At 73.2% G+C, this 24,099-nt stretch carries 22 protein-coding genes; 20 read left to right on the top strand and 2 right to left on the bottom strand.

Going from position 1 to position 24,099, the window contains the following annotated elements; all coding sequences use genetic code 11:
• The 5 genes from ACIBIW_RS15380 to hisF are packed head-to-tail and all read left to right on the top strand — an operon-like array spanning nucleotide 1 to nucleotide 2,747.
• Nucleotides 1-165 (top strand): hypothetical protein, encoded by a 165-nt coding sequence (locus ACIBIW_RS15380; protein WP_399336119.1) that lies wholly within the window; start codon nucleotides 1-3, stop codon nucleotides 163-165.
• Nucleotides 156-815, top strand: coding sequence for an imidazole glycerol phosphate synthase subunit HisH (gene hisH, locus ACIBIW_RS15375; protein ID WP_399336117.1), 660 nt, complete (start codon nucleotides 156-158; stop codon nucleotides 813-815). The genes ACIBIW_RS15380 and hisH overlap by 10 nt, the downstream gene beginning before the upstream one ends.
• Entirely contained in the window at nucleotides 812-1,546 is a 735-nt protein-coding gene (gene priA / locus ACIBIW_RS15370; RefSeq protein ID WP_399336115.1) for a bifunctional 1-(5-phosphoribosyl)-5-((5-phosphoribosylamino)methylideneamino)imidazole-4-carboxamide isomerase/phosphoribosylanthranilate isomerase PriA, read from the top strand. The genes hisH and priA overlap by 4 nt, the downstream gene beginning before the upstream one ends.
• On the top strand, nucleotides 1,543-1,992 hold the full coding sequence (locus ACIBIW_RS15365; protein WP_399336113.1) for a RidA family protein: 450 nt from the start codon (nucleotides 1,543-1,545) through the stop codon (nucleotides 1,990-1,992). Before priA ends, ACIBIW_RS15365 begins: the two co-directional genes overlap by 4 nt.
• Nucleotides 1,989-2,747 carry an imidazole glycerol phosphate synthase subunit HisF gene (gene hisF / locus ACIBIW_RS15360; protein WP_399336111.1) on the top strand — a complete coding sequence of 253 codons (759 nt, stop codon included), beginning with the start codon at nucleotides 1,989-1,991 and terminating at the stop codon, nucleotides 2,745-2,747. Before ACIBIW_RS15365 ends, hisF begins: the two co-directional genes overlap by 4 nt.
• A gap of 147 nt (nucleotides 2,748-2,894) precedes the next feature.
• Here the strand turns inward: hisF and ACIBIW_RS15355 are convergent, their stop codons facing one another.
• Complete coding sequence (locus tag ACIBIW_RS15355; protein ID WP_399336109.1) at nucleotides 2,895-3,797, bottom strand: ketopantoate reductase family protein; 903 nt, start codon at nucleotides 3,795-3,797, stop codon at nucleotides 2,895-2,897.
• Between the two features lie 112 nt (nucleotides 3,798-3,909).
• Between ACIBIW_RS15355 and ACIBIW_RS15350 the strand changes: the two genes are divergently transcribed.
• Together ACIBIW_RS15350 and ACIBIW_RS15345 are read left to right on the top strand one after the other, a co-directional pair.
• Nucleotides 3,910-4,587, top strand: a complete 678-nt coding sequence (locus tag ACIBIW_RS15350) for a helix-turn-helix domain-containing protein (protein ID WP_399336107.1) — start codon at nucleotides 3,910-3,912, stop codon at nucleotides 4,585-4,587.
• On the top strand, nucleotides 4,584-5,912 hold the full coding sequence (locus tag ACIBIW_RS15345) for an MFS transporter (protein WP_399336105.1): 1,329 nt from the start codon (nucleotides 4,584-4,586) through the stop codon (nucleotides 5,910-5,912). Before ACIBIW_RS15350 ends, ACIBIW_RS15345 begins: the two co-directional genes overlap by 4 nt.
• 71 nt (nucleotides 5,913-5,983) lie before the next feature.
• On the opposite strand, the gene ACIBIW_RS15340 is transcribed toward ACIBIW_RS15345, so the two are convergent.
• The gene (locus tag ACIBIW_RS15340) at nucleotides 5,984-6,619 is read right to left on the bottom strand and encodes a TIGR03085 family metal-binding protein (protein ID WP_399336103.1); all 636 of its coding nucleotides are present in this window, start codon (nucleotides 6,617-6,619) and stop codon (nucleotides 5,984-5,986) included.
• Between the two features lie 142 nt (nucleotides 6,620-6,761).
• Here ACIBIW_RS15340 and hisI point away from each other — a divergent pair, with 142 nt between their 5' ends.
• The 13 genes from hisI to ACIBIW_RS15275 all read left to right on the top strand — a co-directional run bounded on the left by hisI (nucleotide 6,762) and on the right by ACIBIW_RS15275 (nucleotide 23,848).
• The gene (gene hisI, locus ACIBIW_RS15335) at nucleotides 6,762-7,118 is read left to right on the top strand and encodes a phosphoribosyl-AMP cyclohydrolase (RefSeq protein WP_399336101.1); all 357 of its coding nucleotides are present in this window, start codon (nucleotides 6,762-6,764) and stop codon (nucleotides 7,116-7,118) included.
• Nucleotides 7,119-7,387: 269 nt separating this feature from the next.
• On the top strand, nucleotides 7,388-8,926 hold the full coding sequence (locus ACIBIW_RS15330; RefSeq protein ID WP_399336099.1) for an anthranilate synthase component I: 1,539 nt from the start codon (nucleotides 7,388-7,390) through the stop codon (nucleotides 8,924-8,926).
• Nucleotides 8,927-8,956: 30 nt separating this feature from the next.
• Nucleotides 8,957-9,622, top strand: a complete 666-nt coding sequence (locus ACIBIW_RS15325; protein WP_399336097.1) for a TIGR02234 family membrane protein — start codon at nucleotides 8,957-8,959, stop codon at nucleotides 9,620-9,622.
• 108 nt (nucleotides 9,623-9,730) lie between these two features.
• Entirely contained in the window at nucleotides 9,731-9,961 is a 231-nt protein-coding gene (locus ACIBIW_RS15320; RefSeq protein ID WP_399336095.1) for an HGxxPAAW family protein, read from the top strand.
• A 322-nt stretch (nucleotides 9,962-10,283) separates the two neighbouring features.
• Nucleotides 10,284-10,661: a DUF2752 domain-containing protein gene (locus tag ACIBIW_RS15315; RefSeq protein WP_399336710.1), complete on the top strand. Its 378-nt coding sequence runs from the start codon at nucleotides 10,284-10,286 to the stop codon at nucleotides 10,659-10,661.
• Nucleotides 10,662-10,877: 216 nt separating this feature from the next.
• A complete protein-coding gene (gene trpC, locus ACIBIW_RS15310) occupies nucleotides 10,878-11,687 on the top strand; it encodes an indole-3-glycerol phosphate synthase TrpC (RefSeq protein ID WP_399336093.1) in 810 nt (269 codons plus the stop codon).
• Between the two features lie 638 nt (nucleotides 11,688-12,325).
• Nucleotides 12,326-13,603, top strand: a complete 1,278-nt coding sequence (gene trpB / locus ACIBIW_RS15305; protein WP_399336091.1) for a tryptophan synthase subunit beta — start codon at nucleotides 12,326-12,328, stop codon at nucleotides 13,601-13,603.
• Nucleotides 13,600-14,415 (top strand): tryptophan synthase subunit alpha, encoded by an 816-nt coding sequence (gene trpA / locus ACIBIW_RS15300; RefSeq protein ID WP_399336089.1) that lies wholly within the window; start codon nucleotides 13,600-13,602, stop codon nucleotides 14,413-14,415. The genes trpB and trpA overlap by 4 nt, the downstream gene beginning before the upstream one ends.
• A gap of 93 nt (nucleotides 14,416-14,508) precedes the next feature.
• Complete coding sequence (locus tag ACIBIW_RS15295) at nucleotides 14,509-15,282, top strand: DsbA family protein (RefSeq protein ID WP_399336087.1); 774 nt, start codon at nucleotides 14,509-14,511, stop codon at nucleotides 15,280-15,282.
• Nucleotides 15,283-15,442: 160 nt separating this feature from the next.
• Nucleotides 15,443-16,465, top strand: coding sequence for a prolipoprotein diacylglyceryl transferase (gene lgt / locus ACIBIW_RS15290; RefSeq protein WP_399336085.1), 1,023 nt, complete (start codon nucleotides 15,443-15,445; stop codon nucleotides 16,463-16,465).
• A gap of 180 nt (nucleotides 16,466-16,645) precedes the next feature.
• Nucleotides 16,646-17,407, top strand: a complete 762-nt coding sequence (locus tag ACIBIW_RS15285; RefSeq protein WP_399336083.1) for a VIT1/CCC1 transporter family protein — start codon at nucleotides 16,646-16,648, stop codon at nucleotides 17,405-17,407.
• Between the two features lie 362 nt (nucleotides 17,408-17,769).
• A complete protein-coding gene (gene gltB / locus ACIBIW_RS15280) occupies nucleotides 17,770-22,395 on the top strand; it encodes a glutamate synthase large subunit (RefSeq protein WP_399336081.1) in 4,626 nt (1,541 codons plus the stop codon).
• The gene (locus ACIBIW_RS15275) at nucleotides 22,388-23,848 is read left to right on the top strand and encodes a glutamate synthase subunit beta (protein WP_399336080.1); all 1,461 of its coding nucleotides are present in this window, start codon (nucleotides 22,388-22,390) and stop codon (nucleotides 23,846-23,848) included. The genes gltB and ACIBIW_RS15275 overlap by 8 nt, the downstream gene beginning before the upstream one ends.
• Nucleotides 23,849-24,099: the final 251 nt, after the last annotated feature.

The raw sequence follows: 24,099 nt of genomic DNA, 5'->3' as shown, positions 1-24,099 counted from the left end.
ATGAACGGGCTCTCCACCGTCCTCATCCTCGTCGGCCTCTTCCTGGTCGGCGGCATCATCTCGTTCGCCAAGCAGCAGATGCCCAAGGGGCTCATCGTGCTGCTGTCCCTCTCCGCCGCCCTCTGCCTGGTGGCGGGCATCCTCAGGCTGGGGGTATGGGATTGACCGCGCCCACCCCGCGGACCCCGCACGTCGTCGTGTTCGACTACGGCTTCGGCAACGTCCGCTCCGCGCAGCGTGCCGCCGCCCGCGCGGGCGCCGACGCCGAGATCACCCGCGACTACGACACGGCCATGAACGCCGACGGGCTCCTCGTCCCCGGCGTCGGCGCCTTCGCCTCCTGCATGCGCGGCCTGCGCGAGGCCCGCGGCGACTGGATCATCGGCCGCCGCCTCGCCGGCGGCAGGCCCGTGCTCGGCATCTGCGTCGGCATGCAGGTCCTGTTCTCCCGCGGCATCGAGCACGGCGAGGAGGCCGAAGGACTCGACGAGTGGCCGGGCACCGTCGGCCCCCTCAAGGCCGACGTCGTCCCCCACATGGGCTGGAACACCGTCCGCGCCCCCGAGGGCTCCCGCCTGTTCGCGGGCACGGACCCCGGGGACCGCTTCTACTTCGTGCACTCGTACGCCGTCCACGACTGGACCATGGACACCGCGCACTCCGCGCTCGCCCCGCCCCTGGTGACCTGGGCCACCCATGGCGAGCCCTTCGTCGCCGCCGTCGAGAACGGCGCCCTGTGGGCCACCCAGTTCCACCCCGAGAAGTCCGGCGACGCCGGAGCCCGGCTGCTGAGCAATTGGATCGAGACCCTGTGACCACACCCCGCACCCTTGAACTCCTGCCCGCCGTCGACGTGCGCGACGGACAGGCGGTACGCCTGGTGCACGGCGAGTCCGGCACCGAGACCTCCTACGGCGCCCCCCTCGACGCCGCCCTCGCCTGGCAGCGCGCGGGCGCCGAGTGGCTCCACCTCGTCGACCTCGACGCCGCCTTCGGCACCGGCGACAACCGCGCCCTGATCGCCGAGGTCACCGCCGCCATGGACATCAAGGTCGAACTCTCCGGCGGCATCCGCGACGACGCCACCCTGCGCGCCGCCCTCGCCACCGGCTGCACCCGGGTCAACCTGGGCACCGCCGCCCTGGAGACCCCCGAGTGGGTCGCCCGGGTCATCGCCGAGCACGGCGACCGCGTCGCCGTCGGCCTCGACGTGCGCGGCACCACCCTGCGCGGCCGCGGCTGGACCCGCGACGGCGGCGACCTCTTCGAGACCCTGGAACGCCTCGACAAGGAGGGCTGCGCGCGCTACGTCGTCACCGACATCGGCGTCGACGGCACCCTGAAGGGCCCCAACCTCGGCCTGCTGCGCGACGTCTGCGCCGCCACCGGCCGCCCCGTCGTCGCCTCCGGCGGCGTCTCGTCCCTCGACGACCTGCGCGCACTCGGCGGCCTCGTACCGCTCGGCGTGGAGGGCGCGATCGTGGGCAAGGCTCTGTACGCCAGGGCATTCACCCTCGAAGAGGCATTGGAGACGGTGTCGTCATGACGTCAGCGCAGCGGCGGGTGCAGAGCGGTTCCCCCTGGGAGGAGTCCATCGGGTTCGCACGCGCCGTGGCGGCGGGCGACCGGGTCCTGGTCAGCGGCACCACCTCGCTGCGCGCCGGGGTGCTGCTCGGCGAGGGCGACCCGTACGAGCAGGCCAGGGTGGCGTTCACGAACGCCCTCGAAGCGCTCGAACCGTTCGGCCTCGGCGTCCAGGACGTCGTCCGCACCCGGATGTACCTCACCCACGCCCGCGACGTGGACGCCGTGGGCCGCGCCCACCGCGAACTCTTCGACCAGGTGAGGCCCGCCGCCACCCTGCTGGTGGTGTCGGGGTTCGTGGACTCGCGGATGCTGGTGGAAGTGGAACTTGAGGCGTACGGGGCGCCGGGGGCGCCCGACGGGGAGCGCGGCGGGGCGAGCGCCGGTGGGGGAGGCGGCGGCGCATGACCCTGGCCGTCCGTGTCATCCCCTGCCTCGACGTCGACGCGGGACGCGTCGTCAAGGGCGTCAACTTCCAGAACCTGCGCGACGCGGGCGACCCCGTCGAGATGGCCGCCGTCTACGACGCCGAGGGCGCGGACGAGCTGACCTTCCTCGACATCACCGCCTCGTCGGGCAACCGCGAGACCACCTACGACGTGGTGCGCCGCACCGCGGAGCGGGTCTTCATCCCGCTCACCGTCGGCGGCGGGGTGCGCAGCGCCGAGGACGTGGACCGGCTGCTGCGGGCCGGGGCCGACAAGGTCGGCGTCAACACCGCGGCGATCGCACGACCCGAGCTGATCAGGGAGATCGCCGAGCGCTTCGGCCGCCAGGTGCTCGTACTCTCCGTCGACGCCCGCCGCACCCCCGCGGGCGGCTTCGAGGTCACCACCCACGGCGGGCGCCGCGGCACCGGCATCGACGCCGTGGAGTGGGCGCACCGCGCCGCCGACCTCGGCGCGGGCGAGATCCTGCTCAACTCGATGGACGCCGACGGCACCAGGGACGGCTACGACCTGGAGATGATCGCCGCGGTGCGCCGCCACGTCACCGTCCCGGTTATCGCCTCGGGCGGCGCGGGCAGCCTGCCCCACTTCGCCCCCGCGGTGGCGGCGGGGGCCGACGCGGTGCTGGCCGCCTCCGTGTTCCACTTCGGCGACCTGCGGATCGGCGACGTCAAGCGGGTGCTGGGGGAGTCGGGGGCACCGGTGCGGGTCTGAGAGCCCCTGCGGGGGCGGGGACGTATCGCGGGGACGGCCACGTACCGCGGGCGTGGGCGCGTGCGGCGGGGGACGGGCGCGTCCGCCCGCCGTCCCCCGTGGCCGCGGTGAACCCCCGCAGGGACCCTGCGGGGGAACGCGCGGTGGTCAGATGCCGCCCAGCTCCGCCACGAGCCGCGCCGTGACCGGTACCGTCGTGCCCTGCCGCGCGGCCTCCCGCAGCAACGCGCCGCCGATCGCGTCCAGTTCGGTCGCGCGCCCCGACTCCGCGTCCCGCTGCATCGACGAGCCCATGCCCGCGGGCGCCGCGTCCAGCAGCGTGAGCACCGCCTCGGGGGCGATCGCGGCCCCCGCGGCCCGGCCCACCCGCGCCGTCTCCTCCACCACCGCCACCAGATCGTCGCGGTGCTCGGCGCGCACCACCCCGATCGGCACCCGGTAGCGGGTGGTGAACAGGGCGAGCGGCAGCAGGAACGACAGCTTCTCCCACAGCATGGCGCCCTCGTCCTCCGGCGCCCGCACGGTCACCGCGACCCCGCTGCCGCGCAGTACGTCGGCGAGCGCGGCCACCCGGTCCGCGGGCGCGGTCGCGCTGGCCAGTTCGATGTCCGTGAACGGGCTCGTGTGCACGATCAGCCCGGGCTCCGTACGGGCCGAGGCGACCCTGATGATGCCCGGCACGACCTGCCGGTCCTGATACCGCCCGCGCAGCACCGGCACATGCTCGAACCCGTTCAGCAGCGGCACGACGAGACCGCCGCCGAGGACGTCGGCGGGCACCCGTTCAAGCGCCTCCCGCAGATGGTTCTCCTTCGTGGTCACGAACACCGCGTCCACCGGCTCGTCCAGTACGGTGCGCGTCTCCACCGGCACCCTGAACTCGCCGAAGACCCCGCTCCGCACCGTCAGGCCGCGCTCCCGCAGCGCCCCCGCGGTGCCCTCGCCCGCCACACAGACCACCCGGTGCCCACCGCGCCCGAGCAGCCCGCCCAGCAAACCGCCCACACCACCGGGGCCCAGCACGGCCACGGTCCACGTCTCGTTCGTCATACGGCCAGCCTGCCAGCGCACCGGGGGCCCCGGCGGCGCGGGGGTCGCTCTCGCAGGAAATATTCCGCAAAAACAGTTGCGCAATTTTTCTTTCGCGTCTTACGGTGCTGCCATGAGCGAGCCACGGCCCCCGCACGACACGGAACCCGGCGCGGGACCCGCGCCCGAGCCCCCCGAGGAGCAGTCCGGTCCCGCCGGCAGCCGCCGCATCACGGACCTGGACACCCTCAAGGCGTTCAGCCACCCCCTGCGGATGCGGCTGTACCGCGCCCTGTACATCGCCAGGACCGCCACCGCCTCCCAACTCGCCGCGCAGGAGGGCCAGGCCGTCTCGCTCGTCAGCTACCACCTGCGCAAGCTCGCCGCCCACGGCCTCATCGAGGAGGCGCCCCCCGAGCACAGGGACGGCCGCGAACGCTGGTGGCGGCCCTCCTCGAAGGGCGTCTCCCTGCGCTACCGGGACTTCGACGACGCACCGGAGAAGGCCGCCGTCCACGCCACCTTCACCCGCGTCCTGCACGAGCAGCGCGGCGAGCTGTACCGGGACTACCTCGACCACGCCGCCGAGTGGAGCCCCGAGTGGCGCGACGCCGCCTCCGACTCCGAGCTGACCGCCCGCCTCACCCCCGGCGAACTCACCGCGCTCAACGCCGAGATCCTCGACCTCCTCAGGTCCTACGACGCGCGCGCCGCGGCCCGCGAGGACACCCAGGACCCGCCCGACGACAGGAGGACCGTCATGGTGCAGGTGAACGCGTTCCCGCTGCGCGCCCCGGGGGAGGGGACATGACCACCCCCGCCGTCGAACCCCCCGACCTCCCGGGACCCGCCCCCGCGCATCCCGTGAACCCCGCGAGCCCGGCGGCCCCCACGGCCCCTGTGGCCCCCGCGCCGCCCACCACCCCCGAGCGCCCCGCACACCGCGACGGCAACGTCCTGCGCTGGGTCGGCGCCTACACCGCCTCCATGATCGGCGACAACGTCTACTACCTGGCACTCTCCTGGGCCGCGGTCCGCTCCGGCAGCCCGGGACAGGCGGGCCTCGTACTGGCCGTCAGCGCCCTGCCGAGAGCCGTGCTGATGCTGGGCGGCGGCGTCATCGCCGACCGCTTCGGACCACGCCGCGTCGTCATCGCGAGCGACGCGGCGCGCTGCGCCGCCGTACTCGCCGCCGCCGGACTCCTCCTCGCCGTGCACCCCGGACTCTGGCTGCTCGCCCTCCTCGCGCTGCTCTTCGGCACGGTGGACGCCGTCTTCATGCCCGCCGTGGGCGCGCTGCCCGTCCGCATCACAGGACGCGGCCAGCTCGCCCGCGTCCAGGGCATGCGCGGCACCGCCGTCCGCGTCGCCAACGTCTGCGGCGCCCCGCTCGGCGGCCTCGGGGTGGCACTCGGCGGCGCCGCCACGGCCTTCGGCATCGCGGGACTGCTCTTCGCCGCCTCGGTACCCCTGCTGGTCTCCGTACGCATACGCGACCTGCCCGCGTCCACCAGGAAGCGCTCCGCCGGCGCCGCGCGCGAACTCGCCGACGGCCTGCGCCACCTCACCGGGCACCCCGTACTGCTGCCGCTCCTCGTCGTCGGCGCCCTGTGCGACCTCGGCTTCATCGGCCCCCTCAACGTCGGCCTCGCCCTCCTCAGCGACCAGCGCGGCTGGGGCGCCTCCGGCATGGGCTGGGTGCTGGCCGGATTCGGCGCGGGCGCGGGCGCCGCCTCGCTGCTGCTGACCGTCCGCGGGCGGCTGCCGCGCGCGGGCCTCGTCATGTGCCTGTTCACCCTGGCCGCCGCCGCGGCCATCGGCGCGCTCGCCCTCCTCGCGCCGCTCGCCGCCGCGGTCGCCGACGCCGTCGCCATCGGGCTGCTCGCCGGCCTCGCGGGCGCCCTCACGGGGGCGCTCACCCAGACCCACTGCGACCCCGCCTACACCGGCCGGGTCACCTCCGCGTCGTCCCTGCTCAGCCTGGGCGTGGCACCCCTCACCTTCCCGCTCTTCGGCGCCGCGGTCGCCGCCTGGGGCACGGGACCCGTCTTCGCCGCGAGCGCGGCCGTCTGCGCGCTCGCCGGTGTGTACGGGCTGTCCAGCGGACCCCTGCGCCGCGCGGAACTCCCCGCCTGACAGCGGCCCGCCGAACGGCCACGACCGGCGGACCCGGCCGCAGCCGGGCGTACCCGGCGCCCGCGGACGCCTCAGATACCGAGCTGCTTGCTCCCGTGCAGCTTGGCGATCGCCTCCTGGTCGCCCTCCAGCTCCACATCCGCCGTGTCCTGGCGGCCGAACAGGAACATCGTCAGCTCGCCCGGCTCCCCGGTCACCGTCACCACCGGGGTGCCCCGCCGCGCCACCGCCGTCCTGCCGTCCGGCCTGCGCACCACGAGACCCGTCGGCGCCTTGCGGCCCAGCATCCGGGCAGAACGCTCAAGCCGGGACCAGAGGGCGTCGGCGAACACCGTGTCCAGCTTCCGCGGCGTCCACTCGGGCTGCGCCCTGCGCACATCCTCGGCGTGCACGAAGAACTCCACCGCGTTCGCCGCCTCGTCGATCTGCTTCAGCGCATACGGCGAGAACCGCGGCGGCCCCGTACGGATGAGCTGGATCAACTCCTCGTACGGCTTCGCCGCGAACTCCGACTGCACCCGCTTCAACCGGTCGGCGAGCTGCTTGATGAGGATTCCGCCCGCCGCGTCGGCACGGCGCTCCCGCACCACCACATGCGCGGCGAGGTCCCGGGCCAGCCAGCCCTCGCACAGGGTCGGCGCGTCGGGCCCCGCCGATTCCAACAGATCGGCGAGCAGCAGACGTTCACGCTTGGCATGGGTCGACATGGCCCCAGCGTACGACCACGCCCCCCGTACCGCCCCATGACGGCGCCCACCCGGCACCCCACCGCCCCGCGCCGGACGGCACCCGGCACACGTACGCACCCCACGGCACCGGCCACCCCGCCACCCGAGCGACAATGGCCCCATGCCCAGCGACGACACCCGCCTCGCCCCCGAGATCGCCCGCCGTCTGAAGCGCTCAGCCGACGGCCTGATCCCCGCCATCGCCCAGCAGTACGACACCAAGGAAGTACTGATGCTGGGCTGGATGGACGACGAGGCGCTGCGCAGGACCCTCACCACGGGCCGCTGCACCTACTGGTCCCGCAGCCGCCGCGAGTACTGGGTGAAGGGCGACACCTCGGGCCACTACCAGCACGTCAAGTCCGTCGCCCTGGACTGCGACGCCGACACCGTCCTCGTCCAGGTCGACCAGATCGGCGCCGCCTGCCACACCGGCGCCCGCACCTGCTTCGACGAGGACGTCCTCCCCCTCGCCTAGCACCCCCCGCCAGGAGACCTGGAACCTCCCACCAGGAGACCGGCAACCTCCCACCATGATCCACACGAGCGGCCCTAGGGGGTGTTGCGAAAGTCCCGTCTGCCGGGCGACGCCCGGCACGCACGCTCGCCGCGTTGTCGGGCACGCCCTCGTACGCCCAGTACGAGGGCGGCCCTCCGCCTTGCGATCGCACGCACCGAACGCCGCCCGGCCCGCCCTCCGGGCGAACGACGCCACTTTCGCAACACCCCCTAGTAGGGTCACCCGGCATGGACCTGGACACCTTCCGCAAGCTGGCCCGGGACCGCCGGGTGATCCCCGTCAGCCGCAAGCTCCTCGCCGACGGCGACACCCCCGTGGGCCTCTACCGCAAACTCGCCGGTGAACGCCCCGGCACCTTCCTGCTGGAATCCGCGGAGAACGGCACCTCGCACTCCGTCAGCGGCGGCGGCGCCGGCTCCTGGTCCCGGTACTCCTTCATCGGCGTCCGCTCCACCGGCACCCTCACGGAACACGAAGGACAGGCCCACTGGCTCGGCGAGCCCCCCGTCGGCGTCCCCGTCGACGGCGACCCCCTGAAGGCCCTGCGCGCCACCCTCGAAGCCCTGCACACCCCACGCGACCTCAGCCCCGGAATGCCGCCGTTCACCGGCGGCATGGTCGGCTACCTCGGCTACGACATCGTCCGCCGCCTGGAGAAGATCGGCCCCGGCGGCCGCGACGACCTGCGACTGCCCGAGCTGACCATGCTCCTCACTTCCGACCTCGCCGTCCTCGACCACTGGGACGGCAGCGTCCTGCTGATCGCCAACGCCATCAACCACAACGACACCGCCACCGGCGTCGACGAGGCGTACACCGACGCCGTCGCCCGCCTCGACGCCATGGAGACCGACCTCTCCCGCCCCGTGCCCCAGCCGTCCGCGGCACTGCCCGAGTCCCGGCTGCCCGAGTTCACCGCACGCTGGGGCGGCCCCGACTTCCGCACCGCCGTCGACGACATCAAGGAACGCATCAGGGCCGGCGAGGCGTTCCAGGTCGTCCCCTCGCAGCGCTTCGAGACCCCCTGCGAGGCCAGCGCCCTCGACGTCTACCGGGTCCTGCGCGCCACCAACCCCTCCCCGTACATGTACCTGCTCCGCTTCGACGGCTTCGACATCGTCGGATCGAGCCCCGAAGCACTCGTCAAGGTCGAGAACGGCAACGCGATGCTGCACCCCATCGCCGGCACCCGCCCCCGCGGCGCCACCCCCCAGAAGGACACCGCGCTCGCCGAGGAACTCCTCGCCGACCCCAAGGAGCGCGCGGAACACCTGATGCTCGTCGACCTCGGCCGCAACGACCTCGGCCGGGTCTGCGAACCCGGCTCCGTCGAGGTCGTCGACTTCATGTCCGTGGAGCGCTACTCCCACGTCATGCACATCGTCTCCACCGTCACAGGACGCGTCGCCGAGGGCCGCACCGCCTTCGACGTCCTCACCGCCTGCTTCCCCGCCGGCACCCTCTCCGGCGCCCCCAAACCCCGCGCCATGCAGATCATCGACGAACTCGAACCCGCCCGCCGCGGCCTCTACGGCGGCGCCGTCGGCTACCTCGACTTCGCCGGCGACTCGGACACCGCCATCGCCATCCGCACCGCCCTGCTGCGCGACGGCGTCGCCCATGTGCAGGCCGGCGCCGGGGTCGTCGCCGACTCGGACCCCGAGGCCGAGGACACCGAGTGCCGCAACAAGGCCGCCGCCGTCCTGCGCGCCATCCACATGGCGGAGCACCTGCGCCCCGCGGGCACCCCCGGCACCGCCCCGTGAACACCCCCGGGCGGCGGCCCCGCACCCGATATGGGGGATAGTGGGGGAGTGACTTCCGCCGTACCCCACCCCCGCACCGACGCCGAGCCCACCCGGGCCGCCGCGCGCCGAGGACGGCGCAGCCTCGCGGTTGCCCTGCTGCTCGGCTCCGCGGGCGCGGCCGTGGCCCTGCTCGCCACCCGCCAGGGCTGGACGGAGGGCGCCGTCGCCGTCCCCGGCGGCGACTTCCCGCTGACCGCCAAGGGCAGCGACGTCACCGGCGTCCCCGCGGCCCTCGCGATAGTCGGCCTCGCCGCGCTCGTCGCCGTCTTCGCGGTACGCGGCGCGGGACGGCTGCTGGTCGCCGGGCTCCTCGCGCTCTGCGGCGCCGGCACCGTCGCCGCCGCGGTCATCGGCGCGACCGACGGAGGCGTCCTCGACGACAAGGCCGCCGAGGTCTCGGGCGACACCGCCGCCACCGTCCACGCCCTCAGCCACACCGCCTGGCCCTACGCCGCCGCCGTGGGCGGCGCCCTCATCCTCCTCGCCGGGCTCCTCGCCCTGCGCTACGGCAGCGGCTGGCCCGGCATGTCCGCACGCTACGAACGCGACGGCGCGCCCCGCAGGCGCCGCAGCCGCCCCGTGGACCCGGACCGCCCCGAGGACCTGTGGAAGGCCCTCGACCGGGGCGAGGACCCCACCACGGGCGGCGCCTGAGCCGGGGCCCGCCCGCGCGCCGAGGTGCGCGTACGGAACAATGGAAGCGGCGATCCAGCACCCGCCGCACGCGTGAGCAGCCACGCACACCACAACGAGGAGCAAGCCATGTCCAGCACCAGCCACGGACACACCCCGGCCGCCTGGGCCGGCGTCATCATCGCGTTCATCGGCTTCTGCGCCGCCGGCGCCTTCATGGTCATGGACAGCCCCGTCGGCTTCTGGGTCGGCATCGGCCTGATCCTCCTCGGCGCCATCGTCGGCGGCATCCTGCGGATGGCGGGCTTCGGCAAGACCAAGCGCTCCTCGACCCCCCGCCAGGTGGCCTCCCAGAGCTGAACGGACCCCGGCGGAGCACCCGCCGAACCCCCACAGGGCGGGCCGCGGTGACACCCCCGCGCCCGCCCTCGGCGTTTCCGGGCCGGACAGCCTGGGGTGCACGGCCCGGGGCCCACGCCTTGGGGGCTCAGCCCCCGGCCACGTACCCCAAGCCCCGCGTCCACCCCCGGCGGCTCGCCCGTCCCGCCCCGCCCGCCGCGCGGCGCCCGTACCCCGCGGGCAGAATGCCGACGTGACCCCGCACCAGCCCTGGCGCCCCGCCCCCGCGACCGCCGCCGCCCCGCCCGCACGCACCCCCGCGGCCACCGCCGCCGGAAGACTCCTGGCGCCCGCCGCCGTCCTCGCCTCCGTCGCCGGGGCCTTCGCCCTCGTGGGCGCCGTCGACCCCAACGTGCCGGGGCACTACCCCGTCTGCCCCCTGCTGCGCTGGACCGGGGTGCTCTGCCCCGGCTGCGGCGGGCTGCGCGGCGCCCACGCCCTCGTCCACGGCGACCTCGCCGCCGCCCTCCACGACAACGCCCTGGCCGTCCTCGGCTATGCGGTGCTCGCGGTCGGCTGGACCGCCTGGGTTCTGGACGCCGCCCGGGGCAGACCACCACGGCTGCGACCGCGCCCCGCACACCTCTGGGCGCTGGGAACACTCGTCGCGGTCTTCACGGTGGTGCGCAACCTGCCCTTCGGCGGCTGGCTCGCCCCCTGAGCACCCCCGCGACACCGCAGGTCGGACGGCTGCGGTCGCCCGGATGCACGGAGCGGGCCATGCTGTGGATACCATCACGGTGACCGCCCGTGGCTCCGCGCCCCGGCGCGGCGGACGAACCCCGGGGGGTACGGCCGCCGAGGACGCCCCGACGGGGTGCGAAAGGGGCGGGCGCCGAGGGAACGCCGGAGACGTCAGGGAAAGGGGACCGCTCGCGTGAGTGTGCTCGACGAGATCATCGACGGGGTCCGCGCCGACCTCGCGGAGCGGCAGTCCCGGGTCAGCCTCGACGACCTCAAGGAGCGGGCCCGCAGGGCCCCCCAGGCGCGCAACGGCGTGGCCGCGCTGCGCGGCGACGGCGTCAAGGTCATCTGCGAGGTCAAGCGCTCCAGCCCGTCCAAGGGCGCCCTCGCCGCCATCGCCGACCCGGCCGCCCTGGCCGTGGACTACGAGGCGGGCGGCGCCGCCGTCATCTCCGTGCTCACCGAGCAGCGAAGGTTCGGCGGCTCGCTCGCCGACCTCGAAGCCGTGCGCGCCAAGGTCGACATCCCGGTGCTGCGCAAGGACTTCGTCGTCACCTCGTACCAGCTCTGGGAGGCCCGCGCGTACGGCGCCGACCTGGCCCTGCTGATCGTCGCCGCGCTCGAACAGCCCGCCCTCGAATCCCTCGTCGAGCGCGCCGAGTCCATCGGGCTCACCCCGCTCGTCGAGGTCCACGACGAGGACGAGGCGGAGCGCGCGGTCGCCGCGGGCGCCAAGGTCATCGGCATCAACGCCCGCAACCTCAAGACCCTCCAGGTGGACCGCTCCACCTTCGACCGGGTCGCGCCCGAGATCCCCGACCACATCGTCAAGGTCGCCGAGTCCGGGGTCCGCGGCCCCCACGACCTCATCGCCTACGCCAACGCGGGCGCCGACGCCGTGCTCGTCGGCGAGTCCCTCGTCACCGGCAAGAACCCGAGGACCGCCGTGTCCGACCTGGTCGCGGCGGGGGCGCACCCGGCGCTGCGGCACGGCAGGGACTGAATCCGATGATGGGCCCCGCCCCCACCCCCCCTCCCACCCCCCCTCCCACCCCCTCCTCCCACGGTGCGCACGGTGAGCACCGCTCCGACGGCGCGCGCAGCCCTCGCGGCGCCCACGGCTCCCGTGGCGCGCACGGCGTCGCCCGTGCCGTCGCCGTGCCCGGTGTGTACGCCAGGCTCGCGCGTGGCTGTCGGCCGCGCGGGTGCCGTGCGCCGGCCCGCCGGGTGCACGGGCGGCGGGTCCGCTATGTGATCGGCGCCGAGCCGGGGCAGGTCAACGGCACGCGATAGGCCCGGCCCCGGGCGGGCCTGACCGACGGCCGTCGGTCAGGCGCTCCCAGGGGCCCGACCCCGTCCGGCTGCTTGTGGTGAGCAGTCGGACGGTGCCGCGTCCCCGCACCCCCCGCTCCCGGCCCCGTATCCGCGGCGGACGTCATACGGACGCAGCGCGGACGGGGCATACGGGGCGCGTGGGGTGCACGGACCGCGATGCTTGGTTACGCACGGTGATTATGGCATGTGTGGGGGTGTCGCGCCACCCTCTTCGTGCCGTTCGTCCTGGTGCGGCCGCGTCCGCCCGGGGCACCCGCACGCCCGACACCGGACGATTTCCTTTCGCACGTCAGCACAGGAGACGTAATGCCCAGCGAGTTCTTCATCCCCGACCCCGAGGGGCGCACCCCGAACCCCGAGGGCTACTTCGGGGCCTTCGGCGGCAAGTTCATCCCCGAGGCCCTGGTGGCCGCCGTGGACGAGGTCGCCGTCGAGTACGACAAGGCCAAGGCCGACCCCGCCTTCGCCGCCGAGCTCGACGCCCTCCTCGTCGACTACACGGGCCGCCCGAGTGCCCTGACCGAGGTGCCCCGCTTCGCCGAGCACGCCGGGGGAGCGCGGATCTTCCTCAAGCGCGAGGACCTCAACCACACCGGCTCCCACAAGATCAACAACGTGCTCGGGCAGGCCCTGCTGACCCGCCGCATGGGCAAGACCCGGGTGATCGCGGAGACCGGCGCGGGCCAGCACGGCGTCGCGACCGCCACCGCCTGCGCCCTGTTCGGCCTCGAATGCACCATCTATATGGGCGAGATCGACACCAGGCGCCAGGCGCTCAACGTGGCCAGGATGCGCATGCTCGGCGCCGACGTGATCCCGGTGACGTCCGGCTCGCGCACCCTGAAGGACGCCATCAACGAGGCGTTCAGGGACTGGGTCGCCAACGTCGACCACACCCACTACCTGTTCGGTACCGTCGCGGGCCCCCACCCCTTCCCCGTCATGGTCCGCGACTTCCACCGCGTCATCGGCGTCGAGGCCCGCCGCCAGCTCCTCGAACGCACCGGGCGGCTGCCCGACGCCGCCGTCGCCTGCGTCGGCGGCGGCTCCAACGCCATCGGCCTCTTCCACGCGTTCATCCCCGACGCCTCCGTACGCCTCATCGGCTGCGAGCCCGCGGGGCACGGCCTCGACAGCGGCGAGCACGCGGCCACGCTCACCGCAGGGGAACCCGGCATCCTGCACGGATCGCGCTCCTACGTCCTCCAGGACGAGGAGGGCCAGATCACCGAGCCCTACTCGATCTCCGCCGGGCTCGACTACCCCGGCATCGGCCCCGAGCACGCGTACCTCAAGGAGTCGGGACGCGGCGAGTACCGCGCCGTCACCGACGACGCCGCCATGCAGGCGCTCAGGCTGCTGTCGCAGACCGAGGGCATCATCCCGGCCATCGAGAGCGCGCACGCCCTCGCGGGCGCCCTCGACGCCGGGCGCGAGCTGGGCGAGGACGGCCTGCTCGTGGTCAACCTCTCCGGGCGCGGCGACAAGGACATGGACACCGCCGCCCGCTACTTCGGGCTGTACGACACCGACACCGAGGCCGCCCCCGAGGCCGCCGCGGACACCGAGGGGGACGCCAAGTGAGCGGGAACGTCCGACTGCTGAACGACACCATCGCCGCCGCCCGCCAGGAGGACCGCGCCGCCCTCATCGCCTACCTCCCCGCGGGCTTCCCCACCGTCGACGGCGGCATCGAGGCGGTCAAGGCCGTCCTGGACGGCGGCGCCGACGTCGTCGAGGTGGGCCTGCCGCACAGCGACCCCGTCCTGGACGGCCCCGTCATCCAGACCGCGGACGACATCGCGCTGCGCGGCGGGGTGCGGATCGCCGACGTGATGCGCACGGTCGCCGAGGCCCATACCGCCACCGGCAAGCCGGTGCTGGTGATGACGTACTGGAACCCCATCGACCGCTACGGCGTCGAGCGGTTCACGGCCGAGCTGGCCGAGGCGGGCGGCGCCGGGTGCATCCTGCCCGACCTGCCCGTCCAGGAGTCCGCGCTGTGGCGCGAGCACGCCGACAAGCACGGCCTCGCCACCGTGTTCGTCGTCGCCCCCAGCAGCAGGGACGCCAGGATCGCCCGGATCACCGAGGCGGGCTCCGGCTTCGTGTACGCCGCGTCCCTGATGGGCGTCACTGGCACCCGCGAGTCCGTCGGCTCCCAGGCGAAGGACCTGGTGCGGCGCACCAGGGCCACCACCGAGCTGCCGGTCTGCGTCGGCCTCGGCGTGTCCGACGCGGCGCAGGCCGCCGAGGTCGCGGGCTTCGCGGACGGCGTCATCGTCGGCAGCGCGTTCGTGAAGCAGCTCCTCGACGCGCCCGACGAGGCCGCCGGGCTCGCCGCCGTGCGGGCGCTCGCCGCCGACCTCGCCCGAGGCGTGCGCGAGCACATCTGACGGGTGGCCGCACGCGCGTGCGTCCGTTTCATCCGTACGGGTGGACTGCGGGCCGGGGAGGCTGCCAGGGCCTCCCCGGTTCGTTTGCGGGGTGTGAGCGAGAAGAACCAGCAGGGAAAGCGCACGGCCCGCGAGCGTCTTGCCGTGGAACGGGAACGGCGCAAGGCACGCGAGAAGCGCCGCAGGACACTGGTCGCGGCCGGGACGGTCGTGGCCGTCCTCGGTGTCGCCGCCGCCGTCGGCATCGCCGTGGCCGGCTCGGACGGCGGCGACGCGTCGGCGAGCCCGGTGGTCACCCCCCAGGGCGCCACCGGCGACGACGGCCTCGCGATCCCCGTGGGCGACTCCTCCGCCAAGTCCACCCTCACGGTGTGGGAGGACTTCCGCTGCCCGGCCTGCAAGCAGTTCGAGGACACCTACCGGGCCACGCTCCACCAGCTCACCGACAGCGGCCGCCTCAAGATCGAGTACCACCTGGCCACGCTGATCGACAACAACAGCGGCGGCAGCGGCTCCCTGCACGCCGCCAACGCCGCCGCCTGCGCCCAGCAGGTCGGCAAGTTCCCCGAGTACCACGACGTCCTGTACGAGAACCAGCCGCCCGAGACGCAGGACGGCTACGCCTCCAACGCCAGGCTCCTCTCCCTCGCGGGCAAGGTCCCCGGGCTCACCACCGCCCCGTTCAAGAAGTGCGTGGACGGCGGCACCCACGACAGTTGGGTGCGCAAGTCCGACAAGGCGTTCCAGGACGGCGGCTTCCAGGGCACCCCCACGGTCCTGCTGAACGGGAAGAACGTGTTCGCGGACCAGAAGCACCCGCTGACCCCGCAGCGGCTGCGGGAGCTGGTCGACAAGGGCAAGGGGTGACCCGCGCGGCCCACGCCCGCCTGGCCCGGCGGGCGTGCGACGGCGGCCGGGTGCCGTAGCCCCGGCAGCCGGCCCCCGGCGGGGAGCCCAAACAGATACGCACCCGTAGCCCCCCAATGTTGTCCTCCCGCGGGTCCGGCAAGGTAGCGTCGTCCCTGCCATGGACGTTGCCTTCATTCCCAGCCCCTCGCGCGGTGTGGTGCACCTCGGACCCATTCCGCTGCGCGGCTATGCCTTCTGCATCATCATCGGTGTCTTCCTCGCCGTCTGGATCGGCGGCAGGCGCTGGGTCGCCCGCGGGGGGAGCCCAGGACGGGTCGCGGACATCGCGGTGTGGGCCGTGCCCTTCGGGCTCGTCGGCGGCCGTCTGTACCACGTGATCACGGACTACGAGCTGTACTTCAAGGACGGCCGCGACTGGGTCGGCGCCTTCAAGATCTGGGAGGGCGGCCTCGGCATCTGGGGCGCCATCGCGCTCGGCGCGCTCGGCGCCTGGATCGGCTGCCGCAGAAACGGCATTCCGCTGCCCGCCTTCGCCGACGCCATCGCCCCCGGCATCGCCGTCGCCCAGGCCGTCGGCCGCTGGGGCAACTGGTTCAACCAGGAGCTGTACGGCCGCTCCACCGACGTCCCCTGGGCACTGAAGATCACCTCCAACACCGACGGACGGGTCCCCGGCACCTACCACCCCACGTTCCTCTACGAGTGCCTGTGGTGCCTCGGGGTGGCGCTGCTCGCGGTCTGGGCGGACCGGCGCTTCAAGCTGGGACACGGCAGGGTGTTCGCGCTGTACGTCGCCACGTACTGCGTGGGCCGCGCCTGGATCGAGTACATGCGGGTCGACACCGCCCACCACGTGCTGGGCCTGCGGCTCAACGACTGGACGGCGCTGGTCGTCTTCCTGCTCGCGGTGGCCTACTTCGTGGTCTCGGCGCGCAGGCGCCCCGGCCGCGAGGAGCGCGTCGAACTCTTCGAGACCCCCGCCGACGGGGACACCCCCGGCGCCGCCGAGAAGAGCACCGACACCGAAGGCGACGCGGACAAGACCGCCGGGAGCGACGCGGCACGGGCCCCGGAAGCCGACGGCCCCGACGACGCCCCGCCCCCCGGCACCCGCGCCGACCGCGAGGCCGGGGCCGCCGCCCCGCACCAGGCCACCACGGAGTCCGCGACCGCCGAGTAGCAGCGCGGGCACCCACCGCACACCAGCCACACCCCGAGGGGGCCGGACCCGGCCCCCTCACCCGTGTGCACACCCCTCCCACGCCCTGGTAAGTACGGCCTGCCTTGCTGGCACAACCCCTCCGACGTGCGTACTTTCGTCAGAAAGGGCGCTGCGGGACAGCGGGGAAGCCGCCGTCAAGTGCGGCCGCCAAGCGGCCGCCGTGGAAGGAAGACGATCATCGACACCGAGGCACCGCCCCACGGGGCGCACCGCGACAACCACACCCACCGCGACGTCAACGGCGGCTGGCTGCGCCCCGCAGTCTTCGGCGCCATGGACGGCCTGGTGTCCAACCTCGCCCTCATGACCGGTGTCGCCGGCGGCGCCGTCTCCCCGCACACCCTCGTCATCACCGGGCTCGCAGGACTCGCCGCCGGTGCCTTCTCCATGGCGGCGGGAGAGTACACCTCCGTCGCCTCCCAGCGCGAGCTGGTACTCGCCGAGATCGAGGTCGAACGCCGCGAGCTGCTGGGCAACCCGCAGGACGAGGAGGAGGAACTGGCCGACCTCTACGTCCGCCGGGGCGTCGACCCCGAGCTGGCCCGCCAGGTCGCCGGGCAGCTCTCCCGCGACCCGGAACAGGCCCTGGAGATACACACCAGGGAGGAACTCGGCGTCGACCCCGGCGACCTGCCGTCACCCGCCGTCGCCGCGGTGTCGTCGTTCGCGAGCTTCGCACTGGGCGCGCTGCTGCCCGTGCTGCCGTACCTCCTAGGTGCGGAAGAGCTGTGGCCCGCCGTGCTGCTCGCCCTGCTCGGGCTCTTCGCCTGCGGCGCCGTGGTGGCCCGGGTGACCGCCAGGAGCTGGTGGTTCAGCGGCCTGCGGCAGCTCGCGCTCGGCGGCACGGCGGCCGGTGTGACGTACGCCCTGGGCACACTCTTCGGTGCGGCCGTAGGATAAGCGCCGCCGTACCTATGCGACAGCCGGAATAAGTAGCCATTGCCTGGCGGTTTCAACTCGTTGACCCCCGGGCATGAGCCGTAAGCGCCGTGGGCAATGAAGCTCCGCGCGCGCCGGACCCCGGTCATCGATCTGTCCGCACAGGTCCCCGCTTGCTTCCACCGCCCCCGGCGGTAACCCACACCGCCCCGGCGGTGTCCGCATGGTGGAACGATCATCCGAATTTCGGTATTCGTTCCACTATGTATCCTGTATGACATTTTTCTGGCAGAGGGCCAAAGTCGTCCCTCGGCACCCGCTCCTCAACGGCCTTCACGGCATGTCCCAAGGAGCCCCCAGCCACGACGACGACGGGAGAGCCGATGCGCACACCGCGCCAGCCGTCCCAGCATTCGCCCCACGCGCCCGCAGCCTGGGCGCACATGGATGCCCGCCCCGCCCCGCAGGGCATGTATGACGCGCGCCACGAGCACGACGCCTGCGGCGTCGGCTTCGTGGCCACACTCACCGGTGAGGCGAGCCATACGCTGGTCGAGCAGGCGCTGACCGTGCTGCGCAACCTGGAGCACCGGGGCGCCACCGGCTCCGAGCCCGACTCCGGCGACGGCGCCGGACTGCTCTCCCAGGTCCCTGACGCCTTCCTGCGCGAGGTCACCGACTTCCCGCTGCCCGAGGCCGGCGCCTACGCCGTCGGCCTCGCCTTCCTGCCCGCCCACGCCGCCACCGACGGCGAGGCCCGCCAGGCCACCGCCCTCGACGGCGTCGAGGCCATCGCCGCCCAGGAGGGCCTGACCGTCCTCGGCTGGCGCGACGTCCCCGTCGCCCCCGAACTCCTCGGCAGCATCGCCCGCGCCACCATGCCCGCGTTCCGGCAGCTCTTCGTCGCCGACGCCGCGGGCGGCGCCACCGGCATCGCCCTCGACCGCAAGGCGTTCGCCCTGCGCAAGCGCGCCGAGCGGGAGGCCGGGGTGTACTTCCCCTCGCTCTCCTCCCGCACCCTCGTATACAAAGGCATGCTCACCACAGGGCAACTGGAGCCGTTCTTCCCCGACCTCTCCGACCGCCGCTTCGCCTCCGCGATCGTGCTCGTGCACTCCCGCTTCTCCACGAACACCTTCCCGAGCTGGCCGCTGGCCCACCCCTACCGGTTCATCGCGCACAACGGCGAGATCAACACCGTCCAGGGCAACCGCAACTGGATGCGCGCCCGCGAGTCGCAGCTCACCACCGACCTCTTCGGCACCGACCGCGACCTCGACCGGCTCTTCCCCGTCTGCACCCCCGGCGCCTCCGACTCTGCCTCCTTCGACGAGGTCCTGGAACTGCTCCACCTCGGCGGCCGCACCCTGCCGCACTCCGTGCTGATGATGATCCCGGAGGCGTGGGAGAACCACCCCGCCATGGACCCCGCCAGGCGCGCCTTCTACCAGTACCACTCCACGATGATGGAGCCCTGGGACGGCCCCGCCTGCGTCGCCTTCACCGACGGCACCCAGGTCGGCGCCGTGCTCGACCGCAACGGACTGCGCCCCGGCCGCTACTGGGTCACCGACGAAGGGCTCGTCGTCCTCGCCTCCGAGGTCGGCGTCCTCGACATCGACCCCGCACGCGTCGTCCGCAAGGGCCGCCTCCAGCCCGGCCGCATGTTCCTCGTCGACACCGCGGAACACCGCATCATCGAGGACGACGAGATCAAGGCCGGCCTCGCCGCCGAGCACCCGTACGAGGACTGGCTCGACGACGGCGAGATCGACCTCGGCGACCTGCCCGAGCGCGAGCACATCGTCCACACCCACGCCTCCGTCACCCGCCGCCAGCAGACCTTCGGCTACACCGAAGAGGAGCTGCGCGTGCTGCTCGCGCCCATGGCGAAGAGCGGCGCAGAACCCATCGGCTCCATGGGCACCGACAGCCCCATCGCCGCGCTCTCCGAGCGGCCCCGGCTCCTCTTCGACTACTTCACCCAGCTTTTCGCGCAGGTCACCAACCCGCCGCTGGACGCCATCAGGGAAGAACTCGTCACCTCCCTGCGCTCCCCGCTCGGCCCCGCGGGCAACCTGCTCGCGCCCGCCGCCGCCACCTGCCGCAACGTGACCCTGCCGTTCCCCGTCATCGACAACGACGAGCTGGCCAAGCTCATCCACATCAACGCCGACGGCGACATGCCCGGCATGAACGCCGCCACCCTCTCCGGCCTCTACCGCGTCGGCGACGGCGGCGAGGCGCTTGCCGCCCGGCTCGCCGAGATCTGCGCCGAGGCCGACGCCGCCATCGAGTCGGGCGCCCGCCTCATCGTGCTCTCCGACCGGCACTCCGACGCAGAACACGCCCCCATCCCCTCGCTGCTGCTCACCGCGGCCGTCCACCACCACCTCATCCGCAACAAGCAGCGCACCAAGGTCGGGCTGCTCGTCGAGGCGGGCGACGTGCGCGAGGTCCACCACGTCGCCCTCCTCATCGGCTACGGCGCCGCCGCCGTCAACCCCTACCTCGCGATGGAGTCCGTCGAGGACCTGGTCGCAGCGGGAACGTTCCTGTCCGGCATCGACACCGACGAGGCCATCCGCAACCTGATCCACGCCCTCGGCAAGGGCGTCCTCAAGGTCATGTCCAAGATGGGCATCTCCACCGTCGCCTCCTACCGCGGCGCCCAGGTCTTCGAGGCCGTCGGCCTCGACGAGGAGTTCGTCGCGGAGTACTTCGCGGGCACCGCCACCAAGATCGGCGGCGTCGGCCTCGACGTCATCGCCCGCGAGGTCGCCGCCCGGCACGCCAAGGCGTACCCGGCCTCCGGCATCGCCCCCGCGCACCGCACCCTCGACATCGGCGGCGAGTACCAGTGGCGCCGCGAGGGCGAACCGCACCTCTTCGACCCCGAGAGCGTCTTCCGGCTCCAGCACTCCACCCGCTCAGGACGCTACGACATCTTCAAGAAGTACACGTCCCGCGTGAACGAGCAGGCCGAACGCCTGATGACGCTGCGCGGCCTCTTCGGCCTCACCTCGGGCCGCGCCCCCGTACCCCTCGACGAGGTCGAGCCGGTCTCCGAGATCGTCAAGCGGTTCTCCACCGGCGCCATGTCGTACGGGTCCATCTCCCGCGAGGCGCACGAGACCCTCGCCATCGCCATGAACCAGCTCGGCGGCAAGTCCAACACCGGCGAGGGCGGCGAGGACCCCGACAGGCTCTACGACCCCACCCGCAGGTCCGCCATCAAACAGGTCGCCTCCGGACGCTTCGGCGTGACCTCCGAGTACCTGGTCAACTCCGACGACATCCAGATCAAGATGGCCCAGGGCGCCAAGCCGGGCGAGGGCGGCCAGCTCCCCGGGCACAAGGTCTACCCCTGGATCGCCGGGACCCGGCACTCCACCCCCGGCGTCGGCCTGATCTCCCCGCCGCCGCACCACGACATCTACTCCATCGAGGACCTCGCCCAGCTCATCCACGACCTCAAGAACGCCAACCCGGCCGCCCGCATCCACGTCAAGCTGGTCTCCGAGGTCGGCGTCGGCACCGTCGCCGCCGGAGTCTCCAAGGCCCACGCCGACGTCGTCCTCATCTCCGGGCACGACGGCGGCACCGGCGCCTCCCCGCTCACCTCCCTCAAACACGCGGGCGGCCCCTGGGAACTCGGCCTCGCCGAGACCCAGCAGACCCTCCTCCTCAACGGGCTGCGCGACCGCATCGTCGTCCAGACCGACGGCCAGTTGAAGACCGGCCGCGACGTCGTCGTCGCCGCCCTCCTCGGCGCCGAGGAGTTCGGCTTCGCCACCGCGCCTCTCGTGGTCTCCGGCTGCGTCATGATGCGCGTGTGCCACCTGGACACCTGTCCCGTCGGCATCGCCACCCAGAACCCGCTGCTGCGCGAGCGCTACACCGGCAAGCCCGAGTTCGTCGTCAACTTCTTCGAGTTCATCGCCGAGGAAGTACGCGAACTCCTCGCCGAACTCGGCTTCCGCTCCATCGAGGAGGCCGTCGGCCACGCGGAGGCCCTCGACATCTCCCGCGCCGTCGACCACTGGAAGGCCCAGGGCCTCGACCTCGCCCCGCTGCTGCACGTGCCAGAACTGCCCGACGGCGCCGCCCGCCACCGGACCGTGCCCCAGGAACACGGCCTGGCCAAGGCCCTCGACAATGAACTGATCAAGCTCGCCGCCGACGCGCTCGCCGCCGACCACGGCACCGACGCCCAGCCGGTACGCGCCCAGATCGCCATCCGCAACATCAACCGCACCGTCGGCACCATGCTGGGCCACGAGGTCACCAGGAAGTTCGGCGGCGCCGGACTGCCCGACGACACCATCGACATCACCTTCACCGGCTCCGCCGGCCAGTCCTTCGGCGCCTTCGTGCCCCGCGGCGTCACCCTGCGCCTCGAAGGCGACGCCAACGACTACGTCGGCAAGGGCCTCTCCGGCGGCCGGCTCGTCGTGCGCCCCGACCGCGGCGCCGACCACCTCGCCGAGTACTCCACCATCGCGGGCAACACCCTCGCCTACGGCGCCACCGGCGGCGAACTCTTCCTGCGCGGACGCACCGGCGAGCGCACCTGCGTGCGCAACTCCGGCGCCACCGTCGTCACCGAGGGCGTCGGCGACCACGGCTGCGAGTACATGACCGGCGGCAACGCCGTCGTCCTCGGCCCCACGGGACGCAACTTCGCGGCCGGCATGTCCGGCGGCACCGCCTACGTCATCGACCTCGACCGCACCTGCGTCAACCCCGGCAACCTCGCCGCGGTCGAGGAACTCGACGACGACGACAGGCGCCTGCTGCACGACGTCGTGCGCCGCCACCAGGAGGAGACAGGCTCCACCGTCGCCGAGAAGCTGCTCGGCGAGTGGGACACCGCCGTCACCCGCTTCAGCAAGATCATCCCCAGTACGTACAAGGCAGTGCTCGCCGCCAAGGACGCCGCCGAGCGAGCCGGACTCCCCGAGTCCGAAATCACCGAGAAGATGATGGAGGCGGCAACCCATGGCTGACCCCAAGGGCTTCATCAACCACGGCCGCCAGGTCGCCGAGACCCGGCCCGTACCCGAACGCGTCAAGGACTGGAGCGAGGTCTACGTACCCGGCTCCCTGCTGCCGATCATCAGCACCCAGGCGAGCCGCTGCATGGACTGCGGCATCCCCTTCTGCCACAACGGCTGCCCGCTCGGAAACCTCATCCCCGAGTGGAACGACTACGCCTACCGCGAGGACTGGACCGCCGCCGCCGAACGGCTCCACGCCACCAACAACTTCCCCGAGTTCACCGGCAGGCTCTGCCCCGCGCCCTGCGAGTCCGCCTGCGTCCTCGGCATCAACCAGCAGCCCGTCACCATCAAGAACGTCGAGGTCTCCATCATCGACAAGGCGTGGGACAACGGCGACGTCGCGCCCCGCGTCCCGGAACGCCTCTCCGGCAAGACGGTCGCCGTGATCGGCTCAGGACCCTCCGGGCTCGCCGCCGCCCAGCAACTCACCCGCGCCGGGCACACCGTCGCCGTCTACGAGCGCGCCGACCGCATCGGGGGCCTGCTGCGCTACGGCATCCCCGAGTTCAAGATGGAGAAGCGGCACATCAACCGCCGTATCGAGCAGATGCGGGCCGAGGGCACCAAGTTCCGCACCGGCGTCGAGGTCGGCAGGGACATCGACGCGGCCAGGCTCCGCGCACGCTACGACGCCGTCGTCATCGCCGCCGGCGCCACCACCGCACGCGACCTGCCCGTACCCGGGCGCGACCTGCGCGGCATCCACCAGGCCATGGAGTACCTGCCGCTGTCCAACAAGGTGCAGGAGGGCGACTACGTGACCCCGCCCCTCACCGCGGAGGGCAAGCACGTCATCGTCATCGGCGGCGGCGACACCGGCGCCGACTGCGTCGGCACCGCCCACCGCCAGGGCGCTGCCTCCGTCACCCAACTGGAGATCATGGGCCGCCCCGGCGACGAGCGCAACGCCGACCAGCCCTGGCCCACGTTCCCGCTGCTGTACAAGGTGACCTCCGCCCACGAGGAGGGCGGCGACCGCCTCTACTCCGTCTCCACCACCCACTTCGAGGGCGACGAGGACGGCAACGTGCAGTGGCTCCACCTCATCGAGGTCGAGTTCGCGGGCGGCAAACTCGTCCAGCACAAGGGCACCGAGCGCAGGATTCCCGCGCAACTCGTCACCCTCGCCATGGGTTTCACCGGCACCGACCGCGAGAACGGCCTGGTCGACCAGTTCGGCCTCGACCTTGACGCGCGCGGCAACGTCGCCCGCGACCAGGACTTCCAGACCAACGTCCCCGGCGTGTTCGTCGCCGGGGACGCGGGCCGCGGCCAGTCCCTCATCGTCTGGGCCATCGCCGAGGGCCGCTCGGCCGCCCGCCACGTCGACGGCTACCTCACCGGCGCCAGCGACCTGCCGGCCCCCATCGGCCCCCAGGACCGCTCGCTCATGGTGTGACCACCCCGGAGAACGTCCCGTACAACGGCGTACGGAACTGAAAGCGGCGCCCGCCTCGTCCCCGACCGGACGGCGGGCGCCGCTGTGCTCCCCGCGCCTCGCGGGTCCCCGGTTGCCCGTCGGGCCGCGCGCCTTGCCCGTACGGCCGCCTCTCCTGCCCGTACGGCCGTCCCCCGGGGCAGTCCGGGAACTTTCCCCCGCCGCCGTGCAACACAAGGGGCGGGCGGCGCCGTACAAAGGGTGCCCGCCCG

It is taken from the genome of Streptomyces sp. NPDC050560 (assembly GCF_044457285.1).
GTDB lineage: Bacteria > Actinomycetota > Actinomycetes > Streptomycetales > Streptomycetaceae > Streptomyces.
The sequence above is the reverse complement of the archived record's forward strand: the minus strand, read 5'-3'. Positions and strand labels throughout refer to the sequence as shown.

What these genes read in the sequence shown, in the direction of transcription:
- ACIBIW_RS15330 (WP_399336099.1), top strand. Translation starts at nt 7,388, where the DNA reads ATGGACCTGGACACCTTCCGCAAGCTGGCCCGGGACCGCCGGGTGATC.
- ACIBIW_RS15345 (WP_399336105.1), top strand. Translation starts at nt 4,584, where the DNA reads ATGACCACCCCCGCCGTCGAACCCCCCGACCTCCCGGGACCCGCCCCC.
- ACIBIW_RS15325 (WP_399336097.1), top strand. Translation starts at nt 8,957, where the DNA reads ATGGGGGATAGTGGGGGAGTGACTTCCGCCGTACCCCACCCCCGCACC.
- ACIBIW_RS15365 (WP_399336113.1), top strand. Translation starts at nt 1,543, where the DNA reads ATGACGTCAGCGCAGCGGCGGGTGCAGAGCGGTTCCCCCTGGGAGGAG.
- ACIBIW_RS15275 (WP_399336080.1), top strand. Translation starts at nt 22,388, where the DNA reads ATGGCTGACCCCAAGGGCTTCATCAACCACGGCCGCCAGGTCGCCGAG.
- ACIBIW_RS15340 (WP_399336103.1), bottom strand. Translation starts at nt 6,619, where the DNA reads ATGTCGACCCATGCCAAGCGTGAACGTCTGCTGCTCGCCGATCTGTTG.
- ACIBIW_RS15350 (WP_399336107.1), top strand. Translation starts at nt 3,910, where the DNA reads ATGAGCGAGCCACGGCCCCCGCACGACACGGAACCCGGCGCGGGACCC.
- ACIBIW_RS15380 (WP_399336119.1), top strand. Translation starts at nt 1, where the DNA reads ATGAACGGGCTCTCCACCGTCCTCATCCTCGTCGGCCTCTTCCTGGTC.
- lgt (WP_399336085.1), top strand. Translation starts at nt 15,443, where the DNA reads ATGGACGTTGCCTTCATTCCCAGCCCCTCGCGCGGTGTGGTGCACCTC.
- trpB (WP_399336091.1), top strand. Translation starts at nt 12,326, where the DNA reads ATGCCCAGCGAGTTCTTCATCCCCGACCCCGAGGGGCGCACCCCGAAC.
- gltB (WP_399336081.1), top strand. Translation starts at nt 17,770, where the DNA reads ATGCGCACACCGCGCCAGCCGTCCCAGCATTCGCCCCACGCGCCCGCA.
- ACIBIW_RS15320 (WP_399336095.1), top strand. Translation starts at nt 9,731, where the DNA reads ATGTCCAGCACCAGCCACGGACACACCCCGGCCGCCTGGGCCGGCGTC.
- ACIBIW_RS15355 (WP_399336109.1), bottom strand. Translation starts at nt 3,797, where the DNA reads ATGACGAACGAGACGTGGACCGTGGCCGTGCTGGGCCCCGGTGGTGTG.
- hisF (WP_399336111.1), top strand. Translation starts at nt 1,989, where the DNA reads ATGACCCTGGCCGTCCGTGTCATCCCCTGCCTCGACGTCGACGCGGGA.
- hisI (WP_399336101.1), top strand. Translation starts at nt 6,762, where the DNA reads ATGCCCAGCGACGACACCCGCCTCGCCCCCGAGATCGCCCGCCGTCTG.
- hisH (WP_399336117.1), top strand. Translation starts at nt 156, where the DNA reads ATGGGATTGACCGCGCCCACCCCGCGGACCCCGCACGTCGTCGTGTTC.